Below are 22,727 nucleotides of genomic sequence, written 5' to 3' on the forward strand. Positions count from 1 at the left end.
CTATCTCATCGACATCAGCCTTTCAATCCGCGAGGGTCTTTTACCAGTCATGCCCGATACTTACCCACCCTCGAATCTTGCCGCGATCGACGCTGCGCACCACCTGCATCCCTTCGCCGACATGAAGAAGCTGAATGCCGAGGGCGCGCGTATCATCCAACGCGGCGAGGGCGTCTACATCTTCGACAATCACGGCAGGAAATATCTTGATGGCTTCGCCGACCTCTGGTGCGTCAATATCGGCTATGGCCGCCGGGAGATCGCCGATGCCGCCACCAGGCAGATGAATGAGCTGCCCTATTACAACACCTTCTTCGGCACGACCTCGACGCCGGCGACGCTGCTTGCGCAGAAGGTCACCTCCCATGCCGGGGAGCGGTTCAACCACATCTTCTTCACCGGCTCCGGCTCGGAGGCGAACGACACCTGGTTCCGCATGGCGCGCGTCTATTGGAGCGCCATCGGCAAGCCGTCGAAGAAAATCGTCATATCGAGAAAGAACGGCTATCACGGTTCGACCGTTGCCGGCGCCAGCCTCGGCGGCATGAAATACATGCATGAGCAGGGCGACTTGCCGATCCCCGGCATCGTCCATATCGGCCAGCCCTATTGGTACGGCGAGGGCGGCGATCTCTCACCCGCCGAATTCGGTCTCAAGGTTGCCCGAGAGCTCGAAGCGAAGATCGACGAACTCGGCGAGGAGAACGTCGCCGCCTTCGTCGCCGAGCCGGTACAGGGGGCTGCCGGCGTCATCATCCCGCCCGAGACCTACTGGCCGGAGATCGACCGCATCTGCAAGGCGCGCAATATCCTGCTGGTGACCGACGAGGTGATCTGCGGTTTCGGCCGACTGGGCGCCTGGTTCGGCCACCAGTATTTCGGCGTCGAGCCCGATCTGGCGCCGCTCGCCAAAGGGCTTTCCTCCGGCTACCTGCCGATCGGCGGCGTGCTCGTCAGCGACCGCATCGCCGATGTGCTGATCAACGAGGTCGGCGACTTCAATCACGGCTTCACCTATTCCGGCCACCCGGTCTGCGCTGCCGCAGCAGTCGAAAACCTGCGCATCATCGAGGAGGAAAGACTGGTCGAACGCGTGCGTGACGATATCGGTCCCTATTTCGGCCGGGCCTGGGCAGCGCTCGCCGAACATGATCTGGTCGGCGAAGCCGCCAGCATCGGCCTGATGGGCGGACTGCAGCTTGCCGCCGAGAAGAGCACCCGCACCCGTTATGCCAAGCCCGATCAGGTCGGTGCGCTGGTGCGCAACCACGCGCTGGCGAACGGCCTCGTGCTGCGCGCCACCGACGACCGCATGCTCGCCTCGCCGCCTCTCGTCATCAGCCACGCCGAGGTGGACGAGATGGCGAGGATCACCAGGCTGGCGCTGGATTTGACCTGGAAGGAGCTGAAATCCTGATTGCGCTCAGCCCGGCTGGTTGACCCAGGCGTACCCGAAACGGTCGCTGTCGTCGCCGCGCCGGTAGAAATAGGGCACGTCGATCGCCGAAGCCTGCGGTGCGGCAACGCCGAGATTGGCCTGCAACCATTCAGCCATATCAGGCGGAAGCGCTTCGCTTCCCCCCTTCTGCGGAAGGAGCCATACCAGGAGAAGTGGCCGCCGGCTGGAGAGATCCGGGTTGAAGCCGGGATAATCCACGGAGAGGATCGGCACGCCGGGAATATCCTGCCTGAGATTGCCGGCAAGCAGGCTGTCGCCGGCAAGGATCGCCGCCGGTTCGAACTGTTTGCGCAGGATTTCCAGCATGCCGGCATAGGGCCTGTTCAGCCGCTCGTAATGGCCGGTGAAGCGTGCCGTCGCGACGCTGCCGTAGAGGGCCGACGGCACGCCGATCATGATGACGGCGACGATGGGCATGAAACGCCGGAACGCCCTGTCTGTCGCGACGCCCACTGCCTCGATCTTCAGGCAGAAATAGAGCGGCAGGATGAAGAGCATCGGCACCAGCCAGCGATCCTTGATGCCGGCAGCACCCCCGAAGACGATCAGAAGCAGAATGCCGGCCAGGAAGACGAGCATCATCCGCTCGAGCAGCCGCGTCCATTCCGAACCGGAGCCGAGTGCCGGACGAAGGCTCTTGACGAAGACGAGCGCGAATACCGCCACAGTCAATCCGGCAAAGCTGATGGTGGCGAGAGCCAGTGAACTGACGCCCATGGCCACCTGCGTGAGATAGCTCGCATGGCCGCTCGCGGTCATCTTCTCCAGGGTGCGTGCGGTGGCGAAATCGAGATTGTCCTTCAGCCAGAAGAGATGCGGCAGGGTGATGACGAGCGCCACCGCCGCCGTCAGCACCAGCCGCCAGTCGAAGATCCGTGGCCGCAGGCGCGCATCCGAAAGCGCGGCAATCAGGGCTGCCGCCGGCAGGATCGCGAAATTATATTTGGCAAGCAGGCCGAAACCGATGCCGATGCCTGCAATCAGATAGGAGGCAAGGCTCGGCTGCTTCAGGCTGCGGATGAAGCCGTAGAAGAAGATGCTGGCCGAGAAGAACACGGCGACCGTGTGCGTCAGGTCGCGCTGCATCTCGAAAGCCATCTGCGGGATCGTCAGCAGCCCGAGCGTGGCGATCGCCACCAGCGCCTTGTCGCGCAGGATAAGCCGCGCGGTCAGGCCGTAGAGCACGTAGGAGCTGAACAGCAGCAGGTTCTTCACCACCGAAAGCGCGGTTAGCGAGACACCGGCAAACTGGAAGACGGTATATTGCAGCCAGTTGTAGAAGGGCGGCTGCGGACCGTAGCCGGCGGCAAGCCATTGCGAGCGGAATACCTGTTCGGCCTCGTCGAGATCGAGCGAATGCGAGGTTGCGAGCCGCACGCCGACCTGAAGCACGAAATAAGCGGCCAGCAGCACAAAGATCCAACTGGTGTCGCGACGGTTGCTTTCGGTCATTCTATCTGGCCCCCGGCTGAACCCAGGCGTAGCCGAGCGCGAAATTGTCGCCCCGGCGGCCGAAATAATAAGGAAGCGACAGCGAGCCGATCTCCTGCAGCGCGATATCAGCCGTCGTCAGCGCCGAGGAAAACCGCTCCGGCATGACCGCATCGGCAGCCGTCGCCGTCTTCTTGCCGCGCCAGACGATCAGCACCGGCCCCTTGGCCTCGGCATAGGACGGAATGCCGGGTGCCGGAAAATCCGGAATCACGACCGGCACATCGGGAAATTGCAGCCGCATGTTTCCGCCGATATAGGTGTCGGAAGCGATCACCAGCGCCGGTTGCGCCTGTCGCGTAATCTCGCGCGAAAAACCCGCCATCGGCACATTCGGCCGGCTGTAAGTGCCGATCAGCCCGGCGCCGACGACGCGCAAGCCGAGTGCGATCAGCACGCAGGCCATCAGCACCGGCAGTACCGGCCGGAAGCGGCGTAGTCCGGCGGAAAGGTCGAGCCCGGCCGCCTGTATTTTCGCCAGGAAATAGATCGGCAGCACCAGCAGGAACGGGTCGAGCCAGCGCTCGCGCACCGTGGTGGAGCCGGTGAACAGCACGATCAGAACGATGCCGGCAAGACTTGCAAGCATCATCCGCTCCATCATCCCAGTCCAGCGGTTGCCCGCCGAAAGCGCCCTGACAAAATCCCGGCGGAACGTAGCGGCGAAGATCACCACCGGCAGCGCCGCAAAGGCGATGATGGCGACGAGAAAGGCGAGAAGGCCTTTGCCGATCCGCACGGCGCCGGCGGGTTCGCTGCCGGCGGCCATCTTGACCAGAGTGTCGGAGGAGGCGAATGCGAGATTGCCCTGCAGCCAGATCGCGTGCGGCAGGATGATGACGAGCGCAACAGCGATCGCTGCCAGCATGCGCCAGTCGAGCGCCCGGCGCCGCCATTCGGCATCGGGCAGGATGGCGATCAAGGCGACGACAGGCATCAGGGCGAAATTATATTTCGAGATCAGCCCGATGCCGGTCGCAAGCCCGAGCAGCAGGTAGCTCGCCATATCGGGCCGGTCGAGCGTGCGGAAGAAGCCGTAGAGAAACAGCGAGCTGGCAAAGAGCAGCGCCGTCGTGTGGGTCAGATCCTGCTGGGCCATGTAGGAGACCTGGGGCAGGGTGATCAGCGCCAGCATGCCGACGGCGGCAAGCGCCTCGTCCTTCAGCGCGCGCCGCCCGGCAAGGCCATAGAAGAGATAGGACAGGAACAGCAGGATGTTCTTCGGAACGATCAGCGCGCCGATCGACATGCCCGTCACCGAAACGACTGCATATTGCATCCAGTTGTAGAAGGGCGGCTGCGGGCCGTAGCCGGCCAGCAGATATTGCGAGAAGAAGGATTGCTCGGCCTCGTCGAGCTCCAGCGAATGCGGAAGCGCGATGCGCAGCGCGATGTTGAGCACGAAATAGGCTGCAAGCAGCAGGCCCGCGGTTCTGATCGTCCTCGTCGCGCGCTCCAGCATCGTGCTGCCGGCTTAGGCTTGGCTTTGATCGTCGAAGATCTGCCGCACGATATAATTCGGAGAGGCATCGTCGCGGTAATAGGTGCGCGCGATCATTTCCGCCAGGATGCCGGTGGTGATCATCTGTACCGACGACAGCAGCAGCACGACGCCGACCATCAGCATCGGTCGCGTGCCGATGTCGTTGCCGAGGATGAATTTGTCGAAGCCGAGATAGAGCAGGATCAGCATGGCGAGCGCGCCGAGGCCGAGACCCAGCGAACCGAAGAAATGCCCTGGCCGCGCCTTGTAGCGCATGAAGAACATCACCGACAGCAGATCGAGGATGACGCGGAAGGTGCGCGAAATGCCGTATTTCGAAACGCCGTGCTCGCGGGCATGGTGGGTGACGGCCATCTCGCCGATGCGCGAGCTCGGGACGACACCGGCGACCCAGGCGGGGATGAAGCGGTGCATCTCGCCCATCAGCTTCACCTGCTTGATGATCGAGGCACGGTAGATCTTCAGGCTGCAGCCGTAATCATGCAGCTTGACGCCGGTGATGCGGCCGATCAGGTAGTTGGCGCACCAGGAGGGGATCTTGCGCAGGAACAGGCCGTCCTTGCGGTTCTTGCGCCAGCCGACCAAGAGGTCGAGTTCACGCCGTTCCAGCTCGGAGACCATCGAAGGAATGTCCTTCGGGTCGTTCTGCAGGTCGCCGTCCATCGTCGCGATCAGGCGGCCACGGGCGGTATCGATGCCGGCCTGCATGGCGGCTGTCTGGCCGAAGTTGCGCTGCAGCTCGACGATCCTGAGCGCCAGCCCCTCGCGTCCCACATACTTGCGGGCGTTGACGAGCGTCGCATCCGTGCTGCCGTCGTCGACGAGGATCAGCTCCCAGCGATGGGGGTAGCTAACCATCGCAGCCGCGACGCGCTCGACAAGCGGGCCGACGCTTTGCTCTTCGTTGAAAATGGGCACGACCAGCGACAGTTCGAGCGATTGTACCGGATCATTCGTACCGCGAATGGGCTCTACGGTTGTCTGCAACTTTCATCTCCAAAAGGCCGGACGGCCGAGCAATCTTTACTGCTGCCGCCGCACTTGCGGAAGGCTACTACATGAAGTGTCCGCCGGTTGCCAGCGGGCAATGCCGGTTTCCCGCAATCGGCTGATCTGCCGGGGCGCTATTTCGCGCCGCCGTCCACCCAGGAGTAACCAATGGAGAAGCTGCGTTTGCCGTCACCGAAGAGATAGGGCAGCGTCAGCGTCTTCAACTCTGGCAGATGAATGCCCGATTTGACGAGGTCATTGGCGAAGCCGGGGGAAATTGTTGGATCATCTGCGGTCTCGCCGCGCCAGATAACCAGCACCGGCCCCTTCGCGTCAGCATATTCGGGAACTCCGGGACCGGGGAAGAACGGGATCACGACGGGAACGTCGGGAAACTTTAGCCGCATGTTGCCGGCAACGAACTTGGTTCCCGCCACGATCAGAACCGGCTTGCGGGTCGCGGTCAATTCAGCAACGTAGCCGGAAAAGGGTACGTTCGTTCTCGTATAAGTGCCGATATATTGAATGCCGACGATCCGGAAAAGAAGGATCGACAGGATGACGACCATGAAGACCGGCACCACCGGCCGGAAGCGCGCAAGACCGGCGGAAAGATCGAGGTCTGCGGTTTCCAGTTTCAGGAACAGATAGATCAGCAGGACGAGCAGGCATGGGTCGAGCCAGCGCTCGTGGATATCGCTCGCGCCGGCGAAGAGGATCACGCCGACGAAGGCGAGCAGGCTGATGACCATCATCCGCTCGATCACCCGGATCATCGGGCTGGAAGAGGAGAGCGCGCGAAAGAAGTTGCGCCGGAAGGCGGCCGCGATCAGAACGATCGGCAATGCGACGAAGCCGAGGACGGCGATGACGAGAGACAGCAGTCCTTGCCCGATGCGGGGGAGGCCGGCCGGGGCCAGGTGTTCGGCAGTCATCCGCTCCAGCGTCGGCGCAGAGGCGCTGGCAAGATTGTCAGGCAGCCAGAGCGCATGCGGCAGCACGATCAGAATGGCAAGGACGGCGGCCGGCAGCAAACGCCAGTCGATGAGCCGGCTGCGCCATTCCCGCTCTGGCAGCACGGCGACGAGAGCAGCAAATGGCAGGATGGCGAAATTATACTTCGAGATGAGCCCGATGCCCGTGGCGATGCCGATGAGGAGATAGCTCCCGATCGTCGGCTGGCGCAGCGTGTGGAAAAAACCGAAGAGGAAGAGCGAGGTCGCAAACAGCAGGGCAACCGTATGGGTCAGTTCGCGCTGCGCCATCAGGCCGACCTGCGGCAGAGTAATCAGGCTCAACATGGCGACGGCTGCGAGCGAACGGCTCTTCAGTACCTCGCGGGCAGCAAGCCCGTAGAAGAGATAACAGCCGAAGAGGATGATGTTCTTGGGCACCGAGAGCACCCACATCGATATGCCGGTCACCGAAACGATGGCATATTGGATCCAGTTGTAGAAGGGCGGCTGCGGGCCGTAGCCGGCAAGCAGGTATTGCGAGTAGAAGGATTGCTCCGCCTCGTCGAGATCGAGCGTATGCGGCAAGGCGATGCGAAGCGCGATGTTCAGCAGGAAATAGCCTGCCAGAAAAATACTTGCGCTCGTAATGCTTTTGGTAATCCGCTCCAACATCGTCTCCACGTCAAGCCGGCAAGGCGCCGTCACGGCGCTCGGATCGTCGGCGTGGAAGCCTGTTCGCCACCGCCGCCATCAACTCCGTCGTTGTGCGCAACCTTCATTTCTCCTAAAAGGCCTGGCGACGGAACCGCTGCCTATGCCGAAGCCAAGCGAGGAATGCCTACTACATGAAGAGTTCGATCGTTGAAAGCCGGCAATCCTGGTTTATGCGCAATCGCATGACCGTTCTGACGGTCGTCATCGTCGCAGCCTATGGCCTCTTCATCCAATGGTTCTGGGGTTGGCCTGTTATCATCAGGCAGTGGGCCGATGTCGGCGCGGGTCCGGTGATCGGTGCGCTGGTGCTGCTGACGAGCACCTATTTCCTGCGCACCTGGCGCATCTATGATTATTTTCCGAAGGAAACGGCTGGCCGGTTCGCGGTCCTCTTCCGCGTCACGCAGATCCACAACCTGTTGAACATCATGCTGCCCTTCCGCACCGGCGAGACCAGCTTTCCGCTGCTGATGCGCACCGAATTCGGCATTCCTCTGACGCGCGGAACCTCGGCGCTGTTCGTCATGCGGCTGCTTGATCTGCACGCCCTTCTGGCCGCCGCCGGCATCGGTTTTGCCGTCGCTTCAGCCGATGCGGCTGTTGCCTGGTCGCTCTGGACGGTCTTCCTGTTGCTGCCGGTCGCGGCTTTCGCCGCCCGCAAGCCGCTGCTGCGCCTAGCCGCCAGACTGCTGCCGAACAAGGCGCAGAAATTTGTCGCCGAGATCGAAAACGGCTTGCCGATCGATGCCATCGCCTTTGCGCGTGCCTGGGCGATGACCATCGTCAACTGGCTGGTGAAGGTGATGGTGCTGGCCTGGGCGCTCGGCCTGATGGGTGTGCTGCCGATGGCGGCGAGCTTCGGCGGAGCGCTCGGCGGCGAGCTCTCCTCCGTGCTGCCGATGCATGCGCCGGGCGGCGTCGGCACCTATCCGGCCGGCATCACCGCCGGCGCCATCGCCTTGGGCGCCTCGAGCGAGCGGCTGGCCCTGGCCGCGCTGGCGCAGGCAAGCGTCAATGCCCACCTGCTGATCATCGTCTCGGCACTGACAGGCACCGCGATTTCACTGCCGCTCGGGCGTCGCGGCAAGCTCTGAAATCCGTTTTCTCAGAAACGCCTGCTCCGGCTCCTGCCGGCAGAGAGACAGCGCCGTTTCATAGGCCGCGATCGCCTCATCGGTCCGGCCGAGACGGCGCAGGAAGTCGGCGCGCGCCGAATGGGCGAGATGATAGGCCTGCAGCTCCCGGCGTCCCAGAACGCTATCGACCAGATCCAGCCCCTTCGCCGGCCCTTCCGCCATCGCAATCGCCACGGCGCGGTTGAGCTCGACGATCGGGGAGGGCTGCGCCGCCAGAAGCAGATCGTAATAAAAGGCGATCCGCCGCCAGTCGGTCTCTTCGGCAGCCGGCGCCCGGGCATGTTCGGCGGCGATCGCCGCCTGCAGCGTATAGGTACCGATTTCTCCGGCTTCCATCGCCGCGGCGAGCAGCGCCAGGCCTTCCGCAATCTTCACATGATCCCAGAGCGAGCGGTCCTGATCGGCAAGCAGCACCAGCGATCCGTCCCCGACGCGGCGGGCGGTGCGGCGGGAGTCCTGCAGCAGCATCAGCGCCAGCAGGCCGGAAACGTCGGGATGCGGTAGCAGCGCCAGAAGCAGCCGCGCCAGACGGATCGCCTCTGCGGTCAGGTCGGCGCGGACCACCTCCTCGCCCGAAGAGGCCGAATAGCCCTCGTTGAAGACGAGGTAGATAACGTGCAGCACCCGGTCTAGCCGCGGCGGCAGCGCCTCGCGGCCCGGCACCTCGTAGGGGATCTTCGCCGCCCGGATCCTGCCTTTGGCGCGCACGATCCGCTGGGCGACCGTCGGCGCCGGAATGAGGAAGGCATGGGCGATCTCTTCGGTGGTTAGCCCGCAGATTTCCCTCAGCGCCATCGCCATCTGCGCATCGGCCGGAATGAGCGGATGGCAGCAGGTGAAGATCAGCCGCAGCATGTCGTCCTCGATCGGTTCCATGCCGCCGATCTCCGTTGCATCGGGCGTGTAGAGGCTGTCTTCGATATGATGCTGCGAAGCATCGAAACGCGCCCGCCGCCGGATCGTGTCGATCGCCTTGAAGCGCCCCGTCGAAACGAGCCAGGCGACTGGGTTGCCGGGAATACCGTCCGTCGGCCATGTCCGCGCGGCCGCGGCAAAGGCGTCGTGAAGCGCTTCCTCCGCCCGGTCGAAATCGCCGAGCAGGCGGATCAGCGTCGCCAGCACCCGGCGCGACTGCGTCCGATAGATGTCCTCGATCACGCTTTCCAATGGGGCACCTCAGTCCGGCAGAGTCAGCATCCGCACGGGCCTCAGTTCGACCGCGCCGAAACGCGCCGACGGGATCCGCCCGGCAATTTCCCTGGCTTTCAACACATCCGGCGCCTCGATCACGTAGAAACCGGCCAGATGCTCCTTCGTCTCGACATAGGGGCCGTCGGTAGCGGACAGCCTATTGTCTCGAACCCGCAGCACGGTCGCCTTGTCAGGCATCTCAAGTGCATCGGCATGGATCATGATGCCGTCGCGGCGCAGCTCCTCGTCGAAGGCGAAATGCGCTTTGACGAGTTCATCGGTTTCATCAGGCGTCAGCGTCCCGTCCGTGTCGGCGCTGTTATAAATCAGGCAGATGTAGCGCATGGCTATTTCCCATCCTGGATGGAGTAAGTCGGGCGCACTTCGATCGAGCAATATTTGAGGATCGGAAAACTCGACGCGATCGTCTTCGCCTCCTCGATATTCTCGGCTTCGATCAGCACAAAACCACCGAGGTGCTCTTTGATTTCGGCAAATGGGCCATCGGTCGCAAAGGCTTCGCCATTGCGCAGGCGGACCGTGACCGCCGTTGACGGTTCATGCAAGGCGAGCGCCACCAGCAGATGACCGCTCTCGCGCCAGCGATTGTCGCTGGTGATGCACTCCTGTGTGAGCGCATCCCATTCGGTTTGAGGGACCAGCTTGCTTTTTTCCGTGTCGAACCAGATCTGGCATAGAAATTTCATTGGTCTCTCCTCATTTAGCTCCGAATTCGTGGATTGGCCGCACCTCGATCGCGCCGAGCCTGGCGAGCGGGATGCCTGACGCAATCCGGATCGCTTCGTTGAGATCCTTTGCTTCGATCAGGATGAAGCCGCCGAGCGCCTCCTTCGTCTCAGTGAAGGGACCGTCGGTCACTGACATCTCGCCACCGCGCACCCGCACGGTCACCGCCGATTTCGGCGGCTGCAGCGCCTGGGCGACGATCATATGCCCGCTTTCGACGAGGTCCTTGTCATAGTTCAAGGAATTGCTGTCGAGTTCTATCTTTTCCTCTTTCGTCATGGCGTCGAGTACCCCGCCATCGAACCAGACCTGACAGAGATATTTCATCGCGGCAGCCTCCTTGTGAGCGTCTCAATAACTCTGGACGACCGAGTTCCCTGCGTTTCGACAGCGGTGGAAAAAATCTTTGTGCCGGCCGGCTGTCGAAATCGCAAGGCAGCACTCGACAAGGCTTCATCGAAACCTGTCGAGGAGAACGGAAATGAGCATTCTTGAAATCGCCCTGGCAAGCCAGATCTGGGCACGCCGTCGTGAGAGGCATCAGCTGGTACTCGACGATGCCGATGCGCTGAAGGTTCTTCTGCGCATCGTTTTCGTCGTCGTCGCCTTCACCCTGCTGATATCAGGGCTGAACCTTGCCGCCGGCAGGCCGCAGATGCTGGCCGAGGGGTCGGCGCCTGTCGTCACGGGCAGATGAGGAAACGGCCTATTGGAAGGCCGTTTCGAAGAAGCTGCGCAGCTTGCGTGAATGCAACGCTTCCTTCGGCATGGCGGCAAGCTTCTGGACGGCGCGGATGCCGATCTGCAGGTGCTGGTTGACCTGCGTGCGGTAGAAGGCCGTCGCCATGCCCGGCAGCTTCAATTCGCCGTGCAGCGGCTTGTCGGAGACGCAGAGCAGCGTGCCATAGGGCACGCGGAAGCGGAAGCCGTTGGCGGCGATCGTTGCCGATTCCATGTCGAGCGCGATTGCGCGCGCCTGGGAGAGCCGCTTCACCGGCCCGCGCTGGTCGCGCAGTTCCCAGTTGCGGTTGTCGATCGTGCCGACGGTGCCGGTGCGCATGATGCGCTTCAGCTCGAAACCCTCATAACCGGTGATTTCGGCAACGGCGGCTTCCAGCGCCACCTGCACTTCGGCCAGCGCCGGGATCGGTACCCAGACCGGCAGGTCGTCGTCGAGGACATGGTCCTCGCGCATATAGGCATGGGCGAGAACATAGTCGCCGAGCCGCTGGCTGTTGCGAAGACCGGCGCAATGGCCGAGCATCAGCCAGGCATGCGGGCGCAGCACGGCGACGTGGTCGGTGATCGTCTTGGCGTTGGAGGGGCCGACGCCGATATTGATCATGGTGATCCCGGCATGGCCCTTCTTCTTCAGATGGTAGGCTGGCATCTGTGGCAGGCGGGTGAGGGCGGAATCCGTTTCCGGCGCGTTCGAGCCGGGCAGGGTGACGACATTGCCGGGCTCGACGAAGGCGGTATAGCCGTCGCCGCCCTCGGCCATCAGCTTGCGCGCCCAGCTGCAGAATTCGTCGATATAGAACTGGTAATTCGTAAACAGTACGAAATTCTGGAAATGCTCGGCATGCGTCGCCGTATAATGCGACAGTCGGGCAAGCGAATAGTCGATGCGTTGCGCGGTAAATGGCGCAAGCGGCGAGGGCTCTCCAGGCGGCGGGATATATTCGCCGTTGGCGATCTCGTCGTCGGTGGTGTTGAGATCGGGTGTGTCGAAGATATCGCGCATCGGAACGTCGATGAAGGCGTTGGTCGATGCTTCCACATGCGCACCCTCGCCGAAGGCGAAGTGCAAGGGGATCGGCGTCGTCGATTCCGAGACGATGACAGGCACATTGTGGCTCTTCACCAGCAGCCCCAGCTGCTCTTTCAGGTAATGCTTGAAGAGCTTCGGCCGGGTGACGGTCGTCGTGTAGATGCCGGGTGCCGTGACATGACCATAGGAAAGCCGCGAATCGACATGGCCGAAGCTTGTCGTCTCGATGCTGACCTGCGGATAAAAAGCGCGGTAGCGCGAGGAGATCGGCGCGCCCTGTGCGAGTTCGGCGAAGCTCTGGATGAGAAACGCCGTATTGCGCTCGTAAAGCGCCGTCAGCGCCTCGACCGCCTTGGCGGGATCATCGAAACTCTCAGGCTGGAAAGGCGGTGGAGAGGAAATGTCGAGGGGCGACAAAGGGGGGATTCGTTTGTTCATGACACATTATAGAGAGTTGTTCTTGACAAGCAAACGACGCGCGCCGGCGGATTCCGATTTTTTATCCTGCTGCCTGTCCGATGCGATGTCGCCCAAAAGTGTGCAGCGGTTTTGTATGACGATCTGCATAAATCAAAGACTTAATGCGCATTGCATGAATTCGGTTCGATGCGATGCGCTTTAGTCAACGCACCGCAGGCGCGCAGAAGGTGCCGTTTCTCTCCAGGCAGGTATAGCTCGCCCCGAAATGCGACTGCGCCCCGCCGCCGCCTTCGTGCACCACGACTGCCGAAAACGTGATCGCGAAGATCGCCGCAAACAGCGTGATGATGCTAAAGCGTCTTGCCAGAATATAGATGTTCATCCCCTTATCCCCGATACGCAACTCTATCGTGACAAGAGTTTTGGCATGCGATGGCTGAACGGGTGCTGAGCTGCCGGTTCATCAGCCGTTCAGCTTGCCGGACAGGCTCGGCCGACCGCCAGGGACTTGGAGGCATGCCGCGTCGACATGCTTGGCGTTTTGGATAATGGCTGCGCAGGTGCGCTACGATACGCTTATAAGTTGGTTCGGCTATTCTTCGGCCGGCCAATCCCGCGCGGTATGGATCACATGCAAGATAACGACGCTTTCACGTCCCGCGATCGACCGCAGCTCATAAGAAATTATGTAGGGGAGCCGGGTGAGGGATTTTTCATAAGTGCCAGCTACTCGCCCTGACCGACCGGTTGCAAATTCCCCAAGTTTCTTGCCGGCTTCCTCGATGGCGTCCACGACCCTTTCGGCCGCATCGGGGCTGTCCTTCGCGATGTAACGCAGAATTTCCAGATTATCTTGGTGTGCTTCCTTCGACCAAAGAACCGGCCTCATCCGCGCGGGGTCTTCCTGCGCTTGGCATCTTCGATGACCTCACGCATTTCGGCGACAGCCTGCTCGTGCGGTATAACGCCCCCAGCTTCCGCATCGGCCATGCCGCGCTTGATACCCTCGATGATTTCAAGCTCGCGCTCCACATAGGCCGCTACGGCCTCGCCAGCGAGGAACGATTTGCTGCGGTGCGTATCGGCGGCAATCCTGTCGAGCTTTTCTTTTACGTCGGGGCGGACCCGAATCGTCATGGTCGTGCTGCCGGCCATTTCGAAAACTCCTGTGTTGAACTGTGTACAATCTAACACATGTCGGCCTTGCCAGCTATCCCCCGCGTTCTCTCAGAGCCGCGTCCAGGTCTGAGACTTGCAAAGGATCTTCATCACGCAGCCCTGCATCCTTAGCGAATTGCCGGAAACCTTGCCCGCGCCGCTATAGGTCTTTTCGGCGGCCGGGTCGGTGATCTCGCCGGCATAGCTGCCGCCGGTTCCCGCAAGCGTGCCGATCTTCCGGCCGGCATATTTACCGGTCTTCAGCGTCACGCAGTAACTGCCGCCGCAGGATGCGATCACCGCCGTATCGCCGGCGGCCGTCTTCCAGTTGCCGACAATCGGCTCCTCGGCATGCGCGATACCCGCGATGACTGTTATGACGCCGGCAAGAACGAAGCTGCGGATCATCTTTTCCTCCATGATGTCCCTGTTCGGCCGTGAAAATAACTGACGCGAACGTAAAGGTAAATAAGGTCAATCACTATCATGCTGACTGCTGAAAAACGGGAGAAAAAGCTATGCGGCGAGCGTTCAAAGAGATCGCCTGCTGATTTCATGATGAACGTTCCGTTTATTTTCAAATCTGAATCTTTCGTAAAACCCGCTCGAAAATCCTTAATTCGCAGGGAGTCCGATGTTTAACGAAAATCCAATTTTACCAAGTGTTTGCACTTTGTTTGTCTCAAATTAATCATGCATTTTAGGCGTTTTTTGAAAGCCGTTTGGCATAGTGAACCCATCAAACGAGCGGGGCAAACCCGCCGGACCGGAAGGGCCGCAAGCCGCGATAGACGGCAAGGCCCCGAGGTAAAACAGGGTAAGTCATAAACAGGCTAACAGGGATAAAACCGATGGCACGCTTTGAAATGCACAATGCTGAAACGGCCACCATGGGTGGCGACAACAGCGCCGATGTCTTCTGCGAAATGGGTCTGATGTATGCGACCGGCCGCGGCTGCGAAGTCGATCTCGTTGCAGCCCACAAATGGCTGAACATCGCCGCAATCAAGGGCAACGACCGCGCCGCCGAGCTTCGTGCCGACGTGGCCGCCGCCATGGACAAGATGCAGCTCGCAGCAGCGTTGCGCGCCGCCCGCGAGTGGATGACGGTTCACTAAGACCGTCTCCGATCAGGAATTCGACAAGAGCAGTAATAACAACCTCAAAAAGAGGGGGGTGGCGGGGCGCTTTGGAGGGGGCCGACGCCGGGAGAAGAGAACCGCGACCGGATTTCCTCCACCGGCCGCGGTTCTTCTGTTTTATCGGCCGATCTTTTTCAGAACCTGCGGCAGAGCCTGTTCGAGCAGCGCCATATCCGCCTCCGGCCCGACGCTGATGCGGATGCAGCGGTTGAGGGGCGCCACACCAGGCATGCGGATGAAGACGCCGTGCTCTATCAGGCCGTCGACGATCGACCGCGCATAAGAGCCGTCGCGGCCTATGTCGATCGCCACGAAATTTGTTGCCGAGGGCAGGGGGACGAGGCCGTTCGCCCGGGCGATGCCGCCGATCCGCTCCCGGCCCGCATGGATTTTCCCGACCACCTCCACGAGATAGGCCTGGTCCTTCAGCGCCGCGAGCGCTGCAGCCGTTGCCAGCCGGTTCATGCCGAAATGATTGCGGATCTTGTCGAAGGCCTGCGCCGTGCCTGCCGTCGAGATGGCATAGCCGGTGCGTGAGCCGGCAAGTCCGTAGGCCTTGGAGAAGGTGCGGGTGCGAACAACGTTCGGCATTTCGATCAGCGAGGAGACCGACGGCAGCGAACCTGATGGTCCCGTCTCGCTATAGGCCTCGTCGAGCACCATCAGCGTCGTCTCGGGCAGCGCCCGGGCGAACGCGACGATGCTGTCGGCATCCCACCAGCTTCCCATCGGATTGTCGGGATTGGCGAAATAGACGAGCGGCGCGTTCTCGCGCTTCACCGCATCGAGCAGCCCGTAGAGATCCTCGCGGTCGTTTGCGTAGGGAACGGTCACCAGCCGGCCGCCGAAACCGGCGACGTGGAAATTGAAGGTCGGATAGGCGCCGAGCGAGGTAACGACGGGCGCGCCCGGCTCGATCACCAGCCGGACGATCTGGCCAAGCAATTCGTCGATGCCGCTGCCGATGGCGATATTGGCGGCCGAGACTCCGAGATGGGCGGCCAGCGCTTCCCTGAGCGCGAAATTCTCCGGGTCATTGTATTTCCAGATATTGCCGGCCTCTTCGCGCATCGCTGCAAACACGGAAGCGGCTGGGCCGAAGCCGTTCTCATTGGCGCCGATGCGCGCCGAAACGGCAAGTCCGCGCTGGCGCTCGATCGCCTCGGGGCCGACGAAGGGGACTGTGGAGGGCAGGGCGCTGGCAAGAGGTGTAAAGCGCGAAAAGGCGGACATGCGACGGCAGTTTCCCGGACATAATGACAATTGGCGAAACAATAGGCCCGGGCACGGCCAACGCAAGCAAGATTATTTCCGCAACGACTCGGCCTGTTCAGGCGCGGAAGATCGGCGCGCGTCGGGCAGCGATTGCTTCCATGTTGCCGACAAGGAAATCGGTGCGGACGACGCGGCGCAGAACCTCGGGGTCCATGATGTTGATGAACCGCACCCCGATGCGTTCCTTATGGCGATAGACCTCGGCGCAGCCGATCCGGTAGGCGAGGCCGAGAATGTTGAGATAATAATGCTTTGGCAGGCCGGCCGTGGTCGAGACGATGAAGGTGGCGCCGCCCTGGGAGATATCGATGATCTCGGCGCTTCGCATGGAGACGCCTGTGAGGCACGGCCGGACGGCGACAATGCGGGCTGGCCGTTTGACACTGAATTCTTCCCAGCGCAGGTCGTAGACAGCGGACTTGACCGTGGCAAGGTGTGTGGCGCGGAGCATAGTCATTCACATTCTCCGTCAGACGGGGCACATTTGGGGTCTTGATCGCGAGCAAGCTGGGGTCTTGCTCGAACCAAGGTCACATGAATGTTTTGCACATTCGTCAAATATAAAATGACAATTTTAACGAGTTTAAACTTTGTGCCCAAGCGGGACGCCCGATGTTCATAATCGGGACGCGGGCTTTCATCTCCAGGCTCCCGTTTCAGCCAAAAAATCTGACGGCGAGATATCCGCCGGCGGCAGTCAGCGCCGTCAGGGCCGTGCCCCAGACCATGTCGACCAGGCTCATGGCGAGCGGCCAGTTGCGAAGCGTAGCGAGATTGGTGATGTCATAAGTGCCATAGGCCGCCAGTCCCAGAATGGCACCGTGGAGAAACGCGGTGGCGATCGAGCCCGCCGACAGCGCCGGCAGCACGGCAAGCACAACCACCGCGGCGGCGAAGAACAGGTAGAACAGTGCGCCGACCGCGAGATTAGGCGAGGGCAGCATCAGCGCTCCCAGCTGATCGCGATAGAAGTTGCGGGCGATGAGGCCGAGCCATATCCCGTCGCAGATGAGAAGGGTGAGAAAGGTGCCGGCATAGGCGAGCAGTGATGTCTTCATCGTCAATCTCCCGAACTTGGCCTTTCTACGCAGCCAGGGCCGGCCGGATCGCCGCCCGTTCGATTTCGGTGCAATTTTCCCGAACTCTTTCAATGGCCAGGCGTTCTGCCTTGATCGATGAAGCACGGCGCGCTTCGAATGACGACAGCTAGGAGTTGAAGATGACCGACGTTAAAATCCCTTGGAAATCATGGGTCGTGGTCTGCAACGGAGCCAAGGCTCTGATCATGCAGAATGCCGGCGATGCCCAACTGATGAACCTGAAGGTGCTGGAAACTCTGACGCAGCCGAGTGAGCCGGATCGCGAAATCGGCGCCGACAAGCCCGGCCGCAGCCATGCCGCCGATGGCTTCAGCCGCAGTGCTGTCGAGGAGACCAACTGGCAGGATCAGGCCGAAGCCCAATTCCTGAAACAGGTCGCGGAAAGGCTGGATGAGCTGGCGCAGGAAAAGGATGTTCGCCGCATCGTCCTCGTTGCGCCGCCGAGAGCACTCGGCGCGCTGCGGCCGGCCCTCAGCGCCGACACGCAGGCAGCGATCTCCGTAGAATTGGCGAAGGACTATACCAATATGCCGGTCGACGAGATCGAGCGGCATCTCGCCGCCTGAGCCGGTTAGCAACCTCAGAGAACGCGGGTCGAACGGCCCGCGTTTTCTTATGTCGCCGCCTTATGCCCGGCAAACAGGTCTTCATGATCGGCAAAGAGCGCCGCCAGGCGGTCGATCACGATCCTGACCTCCGGCCGTTGCCGTTCGTCGTCATGCGCGACGATCCACATCTCGTAAGTCAGCTCGTCGATCACAGGGCCGGCGCGGACGAGCCTGCGCTCCTGGTCACCGATGAAACAGGGCAGCACGCCGCGTCCCGCACCGCCGCGGATGAGGTGAAACAGCATATGTGGCGTGTTCGTCCAGCTGGTGATCCAATAATCCGGCTGCTCGAAAGTCCATTTGTCCGCCGGCGTGATGGCGGTATCGGTGCCGAGCGAAATCCAGTTGCAGTTTGTCTCGTCATAGCCGGCGGCCTGATAGGCCGCATGCGCCACCTTGACCGAACGGCGGATCGCGACGTTGCCGCTCTCCGGCCGGCTGTGGCGAATGGCGATATGCGCCTCGCGATAGGTGAAATCGACGCTCGCATCGCAGGTCTTGTAGCACATGCGGAAGCTGTCTTTCGGCGTCCAGACGCTGGCCAGATGGTCGGCGACGAAGCGTGAAGTCCAGCTGTCGGCCGCCGTCGAGACGATCGGCAGTGTCAGCACCTCGCCGCGCCAGTCGGAGATCGCACGCGCCGCATCCTGCATCAGCCGGACGCGATCGAGCAGCTCCTGCCCGTCCTTGGCCAGAAGATAACCGGTGGGGCCGCGGCTGAACAGCGAGCGGCCGGTCACCCGTTCGAGCGCCAGCATGCGCCGGCCGATCGTCGGCGCGCTGAGCCCGGTGCGCTGAGCCGCCGCCGACAGCCCGCCGCCGGTCGCAACATGGAAGAAAAGTTGCAGGTCGTCCCAGCTCGCATCTTTCATGGATGAAAACCCCCTTTCCCCAGCGCCTCTACATCAGAAGGGCGCGAAGGCTTAGCTCAAGTGCTCCAGCAATAGATGGAGGATGAAGTAATGGATCTCAACTGGGTTATTCTCTTCAGGGAAATCGAAATCTGCAATCGCCGAATCCGCCGCGATCGCTTTGCCGATCCGCTCGCCGATCCGCTTGATCGTCCGGAATGGCGTGGATTTCTCTGGACCGTTTCGATCATCGCGCGTCTTGTCGCAAGACGGGCTGCAGAAACAAAGGTGCCGTGCCGCGATGATTCGCGGATCGGAAAAAGCCTCAGGTTTCGAAGTTCAATCGCAACACGTGGTGCAGGAATTCCGGATTGATCAGCATGTTGAAGCTGATCGTCACCAATTCACCTTCGCGCTTGACCACGGTCGCACCGATCTCGTCATGGATGCCGAGGATTTCGAGGAAGAAATGGCTCGGTATTTCCAGGTTCGGGCTGACTTCGAGCAATGCGCCGGCAAGCGTGATCGTGCGGATCAGGCAGCGCACCTGCGTTCCGGTGCTGAGGTGATGGCCGACGAAGATGATGTTGCTGGGCCTGTCGAGATTGAATTCCCTGTAGGCACGTTCCGGCTTGGGGTGTTCTGTGTCGAGGTGCATCTGAAAGGCCCTTTTAGCCTCCGCTTGTAATGCGACAGGATATTACGTGAAGAATGCTGACATTTGCTGAAGAACATCGTTAAAAATTGAATGCTTATGTGACCGCTGCGGGAAAATCGCACCGATTTCGTGCAGATTTGCCCCAAAGTTGCGCATTCCCAAGGCAGATGCGCCATTCTTGACATGTCGGCGGCGTTCGCGCATACAAAGGCCGGTTCGAGGCACCGGCCGCTCGCGGATGAAAATCCATGGTGAAGTCCTCGCGATCATGGTCACGGCCCTTTGTGCATGCTGACTGGCGGCAATGCGAGCTCCCATCCACAGTCGAAGAGCATGCCTTGCGAAGGCTCACGCCATGACGACGACCTATCCTGCCATTGAAGAATTGAAGGCTCAGGCCAAGCGCCTGCGCCAGGCGATGAACGATCGCGGCACCCCGCTGACCCACAGTGCGGCTCTGGAAATGATTGCCCGCCAGCACGGTGTACGCGATTGGAACACGCTCGCGGCCCTTGCGGCAAAGCCCAATGCCAGCCCGAAGACACCGCTCTTCGTCGGCGCGCATATTCGCGGCCGTTATCTCAATCAGCCGTTCACCGGCGAAGTCCTGGCGCTTTCGGCCCTGCCGGGCGGCGACCTTCACAGGATCACCATCCATTTCGACGAGCCGGTGGATGTCGTCACCTTCGAGAGCTTTTCAGCCTTTCGCCGGCGTGTGAACGCGCAGATCGATGCCGACGGCGTGTCGCCGAGGAAGACCTCGAACGGCGTGCCGCATTTGGTGCTCGATCTCTAGATTGTTTTGTCCTTTTGAGGCCGTCCGGATCCAAATGATTTAGCCGGATCGGGCCCTGCCTCCTATCGCACGGATTTCTCCATGACCGATCTTTCCGAAGGCAATGCCTTTCTCACCGGCTGGCTGCCGGGCGTCTTCATCAAAACGGCGGCACCGATCGTCGCGATCACCACCGTCAACGGCCTGTTCACCGTCGTCGACGCCTATTTCCTTGGCGCCTATGTCGGCCCGGATGCGCTCTCTGCCGTCAGCCTGATTTTTCCCGGTTTGATGCTGCTGGTCGCCCTGCAATCGCTGGTCTCGAACGGTATGGCGAGTATCCTCGCCCGCCGGCTCGGCGCCGGCGATCGTCAAGGCGCGCGTCGGGTGTTTGCCGGCGCGCATGCGCTGGCGCTCGCCGTCACCCTCATCCTCAATCTGGTCTACTGGATCGTTGGCCGACAGATCATCGATGCCGGTGCTGCCGGCAATGCTGCCGTGGCCGATGGCGCCATGCTGTTCATGGGCGCGATGATCGCCTGTGCGCCGATCAGCTTCTTCCTGTCGCTGCATCTCGACGGGCTGCGCTGCGAAGGCAAGATCGGTTTCATGACCTTGGTGACGCTGTCGGCCTCGCTGCTCAACATCTTCGCCAACTGGCTGTTCATGGCGGTGATGCATTGGGGCGTGCTCGGTTCGGCAGCCGGCTCCATCGCATCGCAATGCGTCTGTCTCGCAGCCGTGCTCGCCTTTCGCTGGCGCCGGCCGGCGGCACTAAGGCCGTCTCCGGGGTTGGCTCTTGCCGAATGGCGCGGCATCGTCGCCTTCGGCGCGCCGATGAGCCTCGGTTTCATCGGCATATCGCTGGCCTCGGCCGCCATTCTGATCAACATCTCTCTCTGGAGCGAACATGACTAGGTCGCGACGGTGGCCGCCTACGGCATCATCACCCGGATCATGACCTTCACCTATCTGCCGCTGCTTGGTCTCAGCATCGCGCTGCAGACGGTCGCCGGCAACAATCACGGCGCCGGCCTCCGGCTCCGCGTCGGCCGCAGCCTGCAGATCGCCATGCTCGCCGCACTCGTCTATTGCACCCTGGTGGAGATCATCGTCGAGCTGCTGGCCGGCCGCCTCGGCGCCGTCTTCGTCGCCGATCCCGCGATCATTGCCGAGGTCAGGCGAATTCTGCCCTGGACGATCGGCGCCTATTTTCTCTTCGGGCAGATGATGATCCTGTCATCCTATTTCCAGTCGATCGGCGATGCGCCGCGTGCGGCGATCTTTGGCCTGTCGCGGCCCTATCTGCTCACCCTGCCGCTTACCTTCCTGCTACCCTTCGTCTTCGGCGAACAGGGGATCTGGATGGTGCCGGTCTTTGCCGAGGCAGGCATGTTCATCCTTGCCTTCCTGGTGCTGTCGCAGAACGCCAAACGCCGGGGCTGGCGGTACGGGCTTCTGCCCGTCTAAAGCAATTCCAGCAAAACGGTGCAACGGTTTGCGTCCGGAATTGTGCAGAATAAAGATATAGACGCAAAAGCCGCGCCGGGAGCGCGGCTTTTGCCTGATATCGTCTATTCCTTGCCGCTCGAAGCGGCCGTTGTCGCGGCTTCCGCCTCATTCAGCGCCTCGGCGCATTCCTGGCAGCAGACCTCGACAGTCTTGCCGCCGAGCTTGACGGTGATGGTCTCCGCACCGAGTTCGCAGTCGCAGGCGGCGCATGTGGTCTTCTTCATCTGATGATCCTCCGTTGATCGTCCCGCGATCGGGACAGGCTGATAAGATCATTGAAGTCCGCATTGCCGCTGTCGAAATCTTTAGCGATCGACCCCCCGCATAATTCCTTAAATTGGGATCGATTTAAGGAATTATGCGGGGATTCAAAGTGCTACAGCGTCCTTGCGGCTCTCGAAAAGACCCGCGGCGCTGTAGGCTTTCACTAGCGCCGAAGCTGCGCCGCGCGTTGGAATTCGGCCGGAGTCTGCCCGAAAGTCTGCTTGAAGGAAGCGCTGAAATGGCTGTGGCTGGAAAAGCCGAGGTCGAGACCGAGCGCGGTCAGATCCTCATATTGGCCAAGCAGATCGAGCGCGCGGGCAAGCCGCAGCCGCAGCTGGTAGCGGTAAAGTGGCGTCGCCTCGACCTGCTGGAAGACCTGGGTGAGATAAACGGGCGAGACGCCCACTTCGGTGGCGATTTCCGAAAGTGTCCAGCGCCGCGCGAGATCGGAGGAGAGCACCAGCTTTGCCCGGTCGACGAGCTTCTGTCGGCCGGCGCTGGCGCCCGCCGCATGCGATGTGCGCTCGCCGAGCGAGCGGCGCACCAGCGTCAGCGCCAATATTTCCGCTTCCAGCGTTTCGGCGACGTTGCGGCTGAGACCATGACGCAGGAGAGCGACCAGCGCCTGCGCGCGCGGATCGATCCGCCGGCGCTGGCGGCGAAAGGCAAAGGGCGGGCCGGGCTGCGCCTGCTCCTTCGGCGTGAGCTCTTCGAGCATGGATTCGTCGATCGCCAGATCGATGCAGGCATCGCCACCCTCGATTGGGTGGCTGATCCGGTATCCCTGGCCGGCATTGAAGAACAGAACCTGATTGGCTTCGGCCACCGTATCATTGCGGCCGACATGCCGCATGAATACGCCGCGATAGGGATAGACGAGGCTCGTCTTGTGAGCGCATTCCTCGTCGCTTGTGTGGCGGCATTCGCCATTGCAGACGATGTCACGAATGGTGACCGTCTTCGTTTTCAGGAGCGGCGCTGTTGAAAACTGCGACATTGCATCTT

General features: G+C 61.5%; 27 protein-coding genes and 1 pseudogene. 8 read left to right on the top strand and 20 right to left on the bottom strand.

Going from position 1 to position 22,727, the window contains the following annotated elements:
- The first annotated feature begins 49 nt into the window (after nt 1-49).
- Nucleotides 50-1,417, top strand: coding sequence for an aspartate aminotransferase family protein (locus tag AC244Q_RS05515; RefSeq protein ID WP_128407172.1), 1,368 nt, complete (start codon nt 50-52; stop codon nt 1,415-1,417).
- 6 nt (nt 1,418-1,423) lie between these two features.
- Here the strand turns inward: AC244Q_RS05515 and AC244Q_RS05520 are convergent, their stop codons facing one another.
- The 4 genes from AC244Q_RS05520 to AC244Q_RS05535 all read right to left on the bottom strand — a co-directional run bounded on the left by AC244Q_RS05520 (nt 1,424) and on the right by AC244Q_RS05535 (nt 7,072).
- Nucleotides 1,424-2,911: an ArnT family glycosyltransferase gene (locus tag AC244Q_RS05520; RefSeq protein ID WP_113547127.1), complete on the bottom strand. Its 1,488-nt coding sequence runs from the start codon at nt 2,909-2,911 to the stop codon at nt 1,424-1,426.
- A 1-nt stretch (nt 2,912) separates the two neighbouring features.
- Nucleotides 2,913-4,412: a glycosyltransferase family 39 protein gene (locus AC244Q_RS05525; RefSeq protein WP_113547128.1), complete on the bottom strand. Its 1,500-nt coding sequence runs from the start codon at nt 4,410-4,412 to the stop codon at nt 2,913-2,915.
- Between the two features lie 12 nt (nt 4,413-4,424).
- Nucleotides 4,425-5,441 carry a glycosyltransferase family 2 protein gene (locus AC244Q_RS05530; RefSeq protein ID WP_003546851.1) on the bottom strand — a complete coding sequence of 339 codons (1,017 nt, stop codon included), beginning with the start codon at nt 5,439-5,441 and terminating at the stop codon, nt 4,425-4,427.
- A 137-nt stretch (nt 5,442-5,578) separates the two neighbouring features.
- Nucleotides 5,579-7,072: an ArnT family glycosyltransferase gene (locus AC244Q_RS05535; protein WP_113547129.1), complete on the bottom strand. Its 1,494-nt coding sequence runs from the start codon at nt 7,070-7,072 to the stop codon at nt 5,579-5,581.
- A gap of 173 nt (nt 7,073-7,245) precedes the next feature.
- Here AC244Q_RS05535 and AC244Q_RS05540 point away from each other — a divergent pair, with 173 nt between their 5' ends.
- A complete protein-coding gene (locus AC244Q_RS05540; protein ID WP_113547130.1) occupies nt 7,246-8,208 on the top strand; it encodes a lysylphosphatidylglycerol synthase domain-containing protein in 963 nt (320 codons plus the stop codon).
- Here the strand turns inward: AC244Q_RS05540 and AC244Q_RS05545 are convergent.
- The 4 genes from AC244Q_RS05545 to AC244Q_RS05560 are packed head-to-tail and all read right to left on the bottom strand — an operon-like array spanning nt 8,176 to nt 10,515.
- On the bottom strand, nt 8,176-9,417 hold the full coding sequence (locus tag AC244Q_RS05545) for an RNA polymerase sigma factor (protein ID WP_128407173.1): 1,242 nt from the start codon (nt 9,415-9,417) through the stop codon (nt 8,176-8,178). The genes AC244Q_RS05540 and AC244Q_RS05545 overlap by 33 nt on opposite strands.
- 9 nt (nt 9,418-9,426) lie before the next feature.
- On the bottom strand, nt 9,427-9,786 hold the full coding sequence (locus AC244Q_RS05550) for a YciI family protein (protein ID WP_113547132.1): 360 nt from the start codon (nt 9,784-9,786) through the stop codon (nt 9,427-9,429).
- A gap of 2 nt (nt 9,787-9,788) precedes the next feature.
- The gene (locus tag AC244Q_RS05555) at nt 9,789-10,148 is read right to left on the bottom strand and encodes a YciI family protein (protein ID WP_113547133.1); all 360 of its coding nucleotides are present in this window, start codon (nt 10,146-10,148) and stop codon (nt 9,789-9,791) included.
- A gap of 10 nt (nt 10,149-10,158) precedes the next feature.
- Nucleotides 10,159-10,515, bottom strand: a complete 357-nt coding sequence (locus tag AC244Q_RS05560; protein ID WP_113547134.1) for a YciI family protein — start codon at nt 10,513-10,515, stop codon at nt 10,159-10,161.
- Nucleotides 10,516-10,669: 154 nt separating this feature from the next.
- Between AC244Q_RS05560 and AC244Q_RS05565 the strand changes: the two genes are divergently transcribed.
- Nucleotides 10,670-10,885: a hypothetical protein gene (locus AC244Q_RS05565; protein WP_245459826.1), complete on the top strand. Its 216-nt coding sequence runs from the start codon at nt 10,670-10,672 to the stop codon at nt 10,883-10,885.
- 9 nt (nt 10,886-10,894) lie between these two features.
- Here the strand turns inward: AC244Q_RS05565 and AC244Q_RS05570 are convergent, their stop codons facing one another.
- The 5 genes from AC244Q_RS05570 to AC244Q_RS05590 all read right to left on the bottom strand — a co-directional run bounded on the left by AC244Q_RS05570 (nt 10,895) and on the right by AC244Q_RS05590 (nt 13,945).
- Nucleotides 10,895-12,397 carry an AMP nucleosidase gene (locus AC244Q_RS05570; protein ID WP_113547136.1) on the bottom strand — a complete coding sequence of 501 codons (1,503 nt, stop codon included), beginning with the start codon at nt 12,395-12,397 and terminating at the stop codon, nt 10,895-10,897.
- 184 nt (nt 12,398-12,581) lie between these two features.
- Nucleotides 12,582-12,761: a hypothetical protein gene (locus AC244Q_RS05575; protein WP_012756756.1), complete on the bottom strand. Its 180-nt coding sequence runs from the start codon at nt 12,759-12,761 to the stop codon at nt 12,582-12,584.
- A gap of 210 nt (nt 12,762-12,971) precedes the next feature.
- Nucleotides 12,972-13,268 (bottom strand): type II toxin-antitoxin system RelE/ParE family toxin, encoded by a 297-nt coding sequence (locus AC244Q_RS05580; RefSeq protein WP_128407174.1) that lies wholly within the window; start codon nt 13,266-13,268, stop codon nt 12,972-12,974.
- On the bottom strand, nt 13,265-13,534 hold the full coding sequence (locus AC244Q_RS05585) for a CopG family ribbon-helix-helix protein (protein ID WP_128407175.1): 270 nt from the start codon (nt 13,532-13,534) through the stop codon (nt 13,265-13,267). The genes AC244Q_RS05580 and AC244Q_RS05585 overlap by 4 nt, the downstream gene beginning before the upstream one ends.
- A 72-nt stretch (nt 13,535-13,606) precedes the next feature.
- Nucleotides 13,607-13,945 (bottom strand): DUF2147 domain-containing protein, encoded by a 339-nt coding sequence (locus tag AC244Q_RS05590; protein WP_128407176.1) that lies wholly within the window; start codon nt 13,943-13,945, stop codon nt 13,607-13,609.
- Nucleotides 13,946-14,388: 443 nt separating this feature from the next.
- Here AC244Q_RS05590 and AC244Q_RS05595 point away from each other — a divergent pair, with 443 nt between their 5' ends.
- Nucleotides 14,389-14,655 (top strand): SEL1-like repeat protein, encoded by a 267-nt coding sequence (locus AC244Q_RS05595; RefSeq protein ID WP_012756760.1) that lies wholly within the window; start codon nt 14,389-14,391, stop codon nt 14,653-14,655.
- A 141-nt stretch (nt 14,656-14,796) separates the two neighbouring features.
- On the opposite strand, the gene AC244Q_RS05600 is transcribed toward AC244Q_RS05595, so the two are convergent.
- The 3 genes from AC244Q_RS05600 to AC244Q_RS05610 all read right to left on the bottom strand — a co-directional run bounded on the left by AC244Q_RS05600 (nt 14,797) and on the right by AC244Q_RS05610 (nt 17,012).
- Nucleotides 14,797-15,912, bottom strand: coding sequence for a pyridoxal phosphate-dependent aminotransferase (locus tag AC244Q_RS05600; protein ID WP_128407177.1), 1,116 nt, complete (start codon nt 15,910-15,912; stop codon nt 14,797-14,799).
- A gap of 97 nt (nt 15,913-16,009) precedes the next feature.
- Nucleotides 16,010-16,411, bottom strand: a complete 402-nt coding sequence (locus AC244Q_RS05605; RefSeq protein ID WP_003558031.1) for a pilus protein PilZ — start codon at nt 16,409-16,411, stop codon at nt 16,010-16,012.
- 199 nt (nt 16,412-16,610) lie between these two features.
- Complete coding sequence (locus AC244Q_RS05610) at nt 16,611-17,012, bottom strand: DUF2177 family protein (protein ID WP_012756762.1); 402 nt, start codon at nt 17,010-17,012, stop codon at nt 16,611-16,613.
- Between the two features lie 161 nt (nt 17,013-17,173).
- Between AC244Q_RS05610 and AC244Q_RS05615 the strand changes: the two genes are divergently transcribed.
- A complete protein-coding gene (locus AC244Q_RS05615; RefSeq protein ID WP_012756763.1) occupies nt 17,174-17,620 on the top strand; it encodes a baeRF12 domain-containing protein in 447 nt (148 codons plus the stop codon).
- A 47-nt stretch (nt 17,621-17,667) separates the two neighbouring features.
- Here the strand turns inward: AC244Q_RS05615 and AC244Q_RS05620 are convergent, their stop codons facing one another.
- Entirely contained in the window at nt 17,668-18,534 is an 867-nt protein-coding gene (locus tag AC244Q_RS05620) for a LysR family transcriptional regulator (RefSeq protein ID WP_128407178.1), read from the bottom strand.
- A 90-nt stretch (nt 18,535-18,624) separates the two neighbouring features.
- Here AC244Q_RS05620 and AC244Q_RS05625 point away from each other — a divergent pair, with 90 nt between their 5' ends.
- Nucleotides 18,625-18,888 (top strand): hypothetical protein, encoded by a 264-nt coding sequence (locus AC244Q_RS05625; RefSeq protein WP_113547140.1) that lies wholly within the window; start codon nt 18,625-18,627, stop codon nt 18,886-18,888.
- Here the strand turns inward: AC244Q_RS05625 and AC244Q_RS05630 are convergent.
- A complete protein-coding gene (locus AC244Q_RS05630) occupies nt 18,839-19,171 on the bottom strand; it encodes a hypothetical protein (protein WP_128407179.1) in 333 nt (110 codons plus the stop codon). The two genes, AC244Q_RS05625 and AC244Q_RS05630, sit on opposite strands and share 50 nt — an antisense overlap.
- Nucleotides 19,172-19,526: 355 nt before the next feature.
- Between AC244Q_RS05630 and AC244Q_RS05635 the strand changes: the two genes are divergently transcribed.
- Together AC244Q_RS05635 and AC244Q_RS05640 are read left to right on the top strand one after the other, a co-directional pair.
- Nucleotides 19,527-19,967: a glyoxalase superfamily protein gene (locus AC244Q_RS05635; protein WP_012756767.1), complete on the top strand. Its 441-nt coding sequence runs from the start codon at nt 19,527-19,529 to the stop codon at nt 19,965-19,967.
- Between the two features lie 81 nt (nt 19,968-20,048).
- A pseudogene (locus AC244Q_RS05640) lies at nt 20,049-21,416 on the top strand (MATE family efflux transporter).
- Nucleotides 21,417-21,520: 104 nt separating this feature from the next.
- Here AC244Q_RS05640 and AC244Q_RS05645 read toward each other — a convergent pair.
- Both AC244Q_RS05645 and AC244Q_RS05650 read right to left on the bottom strand, forming a co-directional pair.
- Nucleotides 21,521-21,682: a hypothetical protein gene (locus AC244Q_RS05645; RefSeq protein WP_012756769.1), complete on the bottom strand. Its 162-nt coding sequence runs from the start codon at nt 21,680-21,682 to the stop codon at nt 21,521-21,523.
- Between the two features lie 203 nt (nt 21,683-21,885).
- A complete protein-coding gene (locus tag AC244Q_RS05650; RefSeq protein ID WP_128407180.1) occupies nt 21,886-22,719 on the bottom strand; it encodes a helix-turn-helix transcriptional regulator in 834 nt (277 codons plus the stop codon).
- Nucleotides 22,720-22,727: the final 8 nt, after the last annotated feature.

The sequence above is a fragment of the Rhizobium sp. CB2179 genome, assembly GCF_057653455.1.

What these genes read in the sequence shown, in the direction of transcription:
- AC244Q_RS05575 (WP_012756756.1), bottom strand. Translation starts at nt 12,761, where the DNA reads ATGAACATCTATATTCTGGCAAGACGCTTTAGCATCATCACGCTGTTT.
- AC244Q_RS05550 (WP_113547132.1), bottom strand. Translation starts at nt 9,786, where the DNA reads ATGCGCTACATCTGCCTGATTTATAACAGCGCCGACACGGACGGGACG.
- AC244Q_RS05605 (WP_003558031.1), bottom strand. Translation starts at nt 16,411, where the DNA reads ATGACTATGCTCCGCGCCACACACCTTGCCACGGTCAAGTCCGCTGTC.
- AC244Q_RS05515 (WP_128407172.1), top strand. Translation starts at nt 50, where the DNA reads ATGCCCGATACTTACCCACCCTCGAATCTTGCCGCGATCGACGCTGCG.
- AC244Q_RS05650 (WP_128407180.1), bottom strand. Translation starts at nt 22,719, where the DNA reads ATGTCGCAGTTTTCAACAGCGCCGCTCCTGAAAACGAAGACGGTCACC.
- AC244Q_RS05595 (WP_012756760.1), top strand. Translation starts at nt 14,389, where the DNA reads ATGGCACGCTTTGAAATGCACAATGCTGAAACGGCCACCATGGGTGGC.
- AC244Q_RS05600 (WP_128407177.1), bottom strand. Translation starts at nt 15,912, where the DNA reads ATGTCCGCCTTTTCGCGCTTTACACCTCTTGCCAGCGCCCTGCCCTCC.
- AC244Q_RS05580 (WP_128407174.1), bottom strand. Translation starts at nt 13,268, where the DNA reads ATGAGGCCGGTTCTTTGGTCGAAGGAAGCACACCAAGATAATCTGGAA.
- AC244Q_RS05635 (WP_012756767.1), top strand. Translation starts at nt 19,527, where the DNA reads ATGACGACGACCTATCCTGCCATTGAAGAATTGAAGGCTCAGGCCAAG.
- AC244Q_RS05525 (WP_113547128.1), bottom strand. Translation starts at nt 4,412, where the DNA reads ATGCTGGAGCGCGCGACGAGGACGATCAGAACCGCGGGCCTGCTGCTT.
- AC244Q_RS05570 (WP_113547136.1), bottom strand. Translation starts at nt 12,397, where the DNA reads ATGAACAAACGAATCCCCCCTTTGTCGCCCCTCGACATTTCCTCTCCA.
- AC244Q_RS05645 (WP_012756769.1), bottom strand. Translation starts at nt 21,682, where the DNA reads ATGAAGAAGACCACATGCGCCGCCTGCGACTGCGAACTCGGTGCGGAG.
- AC244Q_RS05560 (WP_113547134.1), bottom strand. Translation starts at nt 10,515, where the DNA reads ATGAAATATCTCTGTCAGGTCTGGTTCGATGGCGGGGTACTCGACGCC.
- AC244Q_RS05615 (WP_012756763.1), top strand. Translation starts at nt 17,174, where the DNA reads ATGACCGACGTTAAAATCCCTTGGAAATCATGGGTCGTGGTCTGCAAC.
- AC244Q_RS05555 (WP_113547133.1), bottom strand. Translation starts at nt 10,148, where the DNA reads ATGAAATTTCTATGCCAGATCTGGTTCGACACGGAAAAAAGCAAGCTG.
- AC244Q_RS05565 (WP_245459826.1), top strand. Translation starts at nt 10,670, where the DNA reads ATGAGCATTCTTGAAATCGCCCTGGCAAGCCAGATCTGGGCACGCCGT.
- AC244Q_RS05520 (WP_113547127.1), bottom strand. Translation starts at nt 2,911, where the DNA reads ATGACCGAAAGCAACCGTCGCGACACCAGTTGGATCTTTGTGCTGCTG.
- AC244Q_RS05540 (WP_113547130.1), top strand. Translation starts at nt 7,246, where the DNA reads ATGAAGAGTTCGATCGTTGAAAGCCGGCAATCCTGGTTTATGCGCAAT.
- AC244Q_RS05625 (WP_113547140.1), top strand. Translation starts at nt 18,625, where the DNA reads ATGGATCTCAACTGGGTTATTCTCTTCAGGGAAATCGAAATCTGCAAT.
- AC244Q_RS05590 (WP_128407176.1), bottom strand. Translation starts at nt 13,945, where the DNA reads ATGATCCGCAGCTTCGTTCTTGCCGGCGTCATAACAGTCATCGCGGGT.
- AC244Q_RS05620 (WP_128407178.1), bottom strand. Translation starts at nt 18,534, where the DNA reads ATGAAAGATGCGAGCTGGGACGACCTGCAACTTTTCTTCCATGTTGCG.
- AC244Q_RS05630 (WP_128407179.1), bottom strand. Translation starts at nt 19,171, where the DNA reads ATGCACCTCGACACAGAACACCCCAAGCCGGAACGTGCCTACAGGGAA.
- AC244Q_RS05610 (WP_012756762.1), bottom strand. Translation starts at nt 17,012, where the DNA reads ATGAAGACATCACTGCTCGCCTATGCCGGCACCTTTCTCACCCTTCTC.
- AC244Q_RS05535 (WP_113547129.1), bottom strand. Translation starts at nt 7,072, where the DNA reads ATGTTGGAGCGGATTACCAAAAGCATTACGAGCGCAAGTATTTTTCTG.
- AC244Q_RS05585 (WP_128407175.1), bottom strand. Translation starts at nt 13,534, where the DNA reads ATGGCCGGCAGCACGACCATGACGATTCGGGTCCGCCCCGACGTAAAA.